Annotated in this window: 3 protein-coding genes and 1 pseudogene; 1 reads left to right on the plus strand and 3 read right to left on the minus strand. The window is 57.1% G+C overall.

Annotated features, from left to right (window positions below; all coding sequences use genetic code 11):
• Positions 1–1,063: 1,063 nt before the first annotated feature.
• Positions 1,064–1,639, plus strand: a pseudogene (locus AC57B6_RS18700) (IS6 family transposase); the annotation flags it as partial.
• 176 nt (positions 1,640–1,815) lie between these two features.
• On the opposite strand, the gene AC57B6_RS18705 reads toward AC57B6_RS18700, so the two are convergent.
• The 3 genes from AC57B6_RS18705 to AC57B6_RS18715 form a co-directional block, all read right to left on the minus strand.
• The gene (locus AC57B6_RS18705) at positions 1,816–2,571 is read right to left on the minus strand and encodes an Abi-alpha family protein (RefSeq protein WP_496421862.1); all 756 of its coding nucleotides are present in this window, start codon (positions 2,569–2,571) and stop codon (positions 1,816–1,818) included.
• A complete protein-coding gene (locus AC57B6_RS18710; RefSeq protein ID WP_496421863.1) occupies positions 2,564–3,460 on the minus strand; it encodes a hypothetical protein in 897 nt (298 codons plus the stop codon). The genes AC57B6_RS18705 and AC57B6_RS18710 overlap by 8 nt, the downstream gene beginning before the upstream one ends.
• 174 nt (positions 3,461–3,634) lie before the next feature.
• Positions 3,635–4,222 carry a hypothetical protein gene (locus tag AC57B6_RS18715; protein WP_496421864.1) on the minus strand — a complete coding sequence of 196 codons (588 nt, stop codon included), beginning with the start codon at positions 4,220–4,222 and terminating at the stop codon, positions 3,635–3,637.
• Positions 4,223–4,391 lie beyond the last annotated feature (169 nt).

Genomic DNA, 4,391 nt, shown 5'->3' on the forward strand with positions numbered 1-4,391 from the left:
TCGAGCGGATAGTGCAGACGCTTGAGCACCTTCGCGACAGTCGGATTCAGGTTCTGCTTCATCCATCAGATCGGGCGCTCTCGGGACTTCAGCATAGCAGGTCCCCTATTGCGACAAAGCCAAATCCGATGCTGCCTCAATGTATGGACCGGGACCAGCGGTCAGATAACTGCTTACTTTTTGCCCCCTTAACGTTGCGCCCGGGGGCCGCGACTCACAGGGGGCGTCTGAGATATCTCCCTGTTTGCTAGAAGCGTTAGCTTCGCCGAAGCTGCCCAGAAAAGCCTGCTCTAAACCGCGCTATTCAGATAATCCTTCTTATCACAATAGCTTGACCAGAAAGCGCTGTTGCAGACTTAAGCTGCATTTTCGGGCCGCGGCATGGCGCTGCCCAGGAGAAGGCACATAGCCTCGCGGGGTTCCTGAACCGACATTCAGAGTTCCTGGCGTCATGGCACGCTTGGGATTTTCGCTGCGACATGTCGGGCCTCGCCTTGGTGACGTGTTTTGCGCGGTGAAACCGCGTCTGCTGATTTTGGCAAAATTGACTGTTAGTTGCATTCCGGTACCGTCATCTGACGTGTTAGCCATGCTGTGCTGCCCCTCCCCCAACTATCTCGGCGGGCTATTGCGTCACGAAGGAAGCTCCGTGAGATACTGGAGCCCCTCAAGACGCTGCGCCCAGACGATGCGGACGCGCTCAACACCGATTGCACAGGGCACTTTCTCCCGGCTATGCGGAGAATCGACTATTGTCGGGCGGTGCGCGCGAGGCGGAAACATATCGAGGCTCGTCCGCTCCGGACCATCGTCGCATCGACTCGCCTTGCAAACGGTGCTCGAATCGGTTCGGAGCGAGTCCACCAGCAGGACTACCCAATGGTTCTGGTGCGAATTCGCGGTGAGCTAAAGTAAAGGCTTTAGCGGCGGTAAGGCAGGATCGTGAAGAAACTCCGTGATCTGGACGAACTGTTCAAAGGTCGGCATGTTGAACGCGAAGGCCCCGGTGCAAATCGGAGCTGCCGGTAAGTTAAGCTCGGGTTTTGACGAGCGCGAGCAGGCTATGAGTAAGCTGGTAGACATCGACGGGCTGTTCAACGGGCGCCACTTTGACCGCGAAGTCATCGTCCTGTGTGTTCGTTGGTGCCTACGTTACAAGCTCAGCCTTCGAGATCTCGTTGAAATAACGGCCGAGCGCGGGCTGTCGCTGGCGCACACCACGATCATGCGCTGGGTCAAACGCTTTACACCGGAGTTCATCAAGCGCTGGAACCGCTTTGCTACACCGGCCGGTCGCTCGTGGCGCGTCGACGAGACCTACATGAAGATTCGCGGCAAATGGGTCTACCTGTACCGGGCGGTGGATCGGGCTGTCATGCATCAGGGCCGGTCGCCGCAGACCATCACGCTCGATGGCTACGCTGCCTCGCACCGCGCGGTGCGCGAGATGAAGGCAAATGGTCGGCTGCCTGAAGACACGAAGGTCCGGTCCTCAAAATATCTGAACAACGTGATCGAACAGGACCATCGCCACATCAAGTCCAGAACGAACGCGATGCTCGGATTCAAACGGTTCCGGAGCGCCGCGACCACAATTTCAGGTATCGAATTGACGCATCGCATTCGCAAGGGTCAGTTCGATCTCAGGGAACTCGGTCTCAAGGAGGCCACTGCGCCCGCCGTGTGGAGCGCGGTCCTGTCCACTCGATACGTTATCTTTCATATAGATAACTTATCAACCTGCTTTCCTATTTGCACCAGAACCAATCCTGATGATCACGTGTGCCTCCTTTCGTCCGGGCGCGCCGGCTTTTCCTAGCTGTCCGACAAACACGCTCGATGAAACAGCCTGCCTAAGCCGTTAAGTTCGATGAACCAGAAGTCGAAGCCGGCTCCCTTAGCGCCTTTGAACTCGTTATTCCACGGCTCGTTGGTGTACGAAGCGATGCCCAAAGACACCAAATGCTCGATGTAGGTATATACCAAGTCGGGTTGCGCAAGTTCCTCGGGGCGAACAGCAACGGCTTCAAGGTGTTGCTTTTGTTCATCCGACAGGCCCGAAGCACTAGTTAACGCGGCCCTCTCATCTCTGAGAAGGACGGCTACAGCCTTCTGTGGCGGTCGCATGTAGGCCGATGTTTGAACTGCGGCGATTTGCTCGATCAACATCGCTTCGTCCGGTGCGAGTTGACCAACAATTTGCACGAACGCAGGGTGAGCCTCGCCGACTCGTTCTCGGTCCATCGCTCGCGCCAACAGTCGCTCGAACATTTCTCCGACAACGCTCTCCTCGTCGTGGTATTTGAACTGCTCCGCGATGGGGAATGCTAGCGACTCAACTGGCAGAACCCGCCGATCTTCGGGTACACGCCCGATAGATTTCCGCAGATGCATCGCCAACCTGTCCTGAATTGCTGCGGCGTATTGCAGCGGAAAGAGCGCAAGCCGCAACGTCTTTATGACGTCCAGACCAAACCTTCCGGTTTCCTTTAAAGCTGGCGATACCGTATCGTCGTAAGCTGCCTTGAGGACCTCTGGCGGAACGGCCTTCATCAGGTCTAGATCATCCATCTGTGTTTTCCTTGTCACGCGGCAGGAGCCGCTTTTCCGTTGACTCATACTGCCGCGCATCCTCAGGCGTTGCCGGACGAACCGCCTCCAGCGCAGTGCGTGCCTTCGATGCAATCTCAACCAGCTTCGCCCGGTAGTCTTCGTTCCCTGGCATCGCGTCCGAACCATTGCCGGTACACGGCGCGTATTCGCCCTGGAACGCAACGAGCGATTCCGCGACGTCCCGCAGCAGCGCGTCGCGCAGCGACTTCCGCTTTTCACCTTCCTCGCGATCCGGCGTGGCATCGCGCTGCCCAGCGCGCCAACCCGGTGGTGGCCCATATCGATCGATGCTTCGCGCGATCGGCAGCGTATCTTCTCGCGCCGTATCGGGTCCAACCTTCGACGCGGCGTCTACCGTCACTTCGACACGACCCCAAAGCTGCAATGGTGTGTCGGGCGTGACACATTTGCCGAAGGTCCTGTATGCGTAGCGACAAATCGCGAACAAACTGCCGAAGCCAAACCAAGCGACGCAGGCGAGCAAGCCAAGCCAGGCGAAAAAGGTCGCCACTCCGTGCACCCAATGGACGAGTGCTATCGTGGCGAACAGCAGAAAAAACCGAAGCGTCAGCGTGTAGTTCGTCGTCAGGTAGAGCGAGAATCCGTTTAGGTCGCCCTCCGTGGCCTTGATCAGCCGCGCGGCCAGCGGCTCAATTCCGCGTAGATTGCCATCGACGTGGCTCATAAAGGCAACACCCTTTCCGGGATGAAGTCCATAGAACGCGACGCATGGACCAAGATATCCGGTGCGCAGTACGCTCAGCCGCTCCCGTCCGGTCGTGACTGCGAAGGTCCGCTGTCGCACGTTGTACATTCGGTCTTCCCGCTCTTGTTCTGCTTCGTTCACGAATCACCAATCTGTTGAGATTATTCTTTCCGCCCGATTTACGGTGCGCCGACGATGGGTGGTCACTTCGTTCGGTCCCCACTCTCAGGCCGGCTCTGGTCGACACTCACAGTGCTTCCCACGTTTTCCTCTGATTGACCCGCGCACCGCGCGTGCGCTTTTCCGTTCGGGTTTCTACTTGTGAACCCAGTAGTAGACTGCAAAAATCACTACCATGCCTAGTAACAGATCGAGGCGAGAAGTGATCTTGGTCAAACTGGCTTTCAGATCGGGATGGATCGGCGCTTCCGGAGTTGGGGCCTCCGTGGCTTGCATTTCGGTGCCTTCCTTGTAGGCAGAAACGCTTAACACGGCTTGCGAGAGCTTGACGTGTGTCGCTACGGCTTGATTCCAAACGACATCATCGCCGTCAGGGGACGATCCCAATGTGAAGCCGGCAACATTGTCACCGTGGAGACTCAGTTCGATTCGGCGGCCTCTCGCCCACTGTTCTTTCATCCAAGTAAGAGCTGAAAAGTCAACGGGAACCCACGCGTAAGCTCCATCGTGACGATTTATCCCGATGTGAGGACTTTGCTGTTGCTGGGTGCTCACTAGGTCGACTTGAATCGCATCCTGTCCGGGTTGTTCCGGCCTAACCGTGGTCCGGAATGGTGCGACTTTTCCGGCAACCGACAAGCGATGCGACACCCCGCTCTCGTTGGAGATGACATACTCCTCCCAGTCATCGGGAGGCGTAACCCATACGGTCAAGGTTGGCATTCTGCTTTTCCTTTCGCTCAACGCTCAGGCTTCAGCGATAGCAACTTTTTTGGCTCTTTCAAAAATGGAGTGGGTAATGCGGCTCACGACGCATGCGGATTGAGTGCTGAGAAGTCGAGCTTTCCGGCGATGAGGAACAGCACGGTGCGCATGGTCTTGAAGCTGGCGT

This window comes from Paraburkholderia sp. BGA-UO-ETr-F12 (assembly GCF_059567945.1).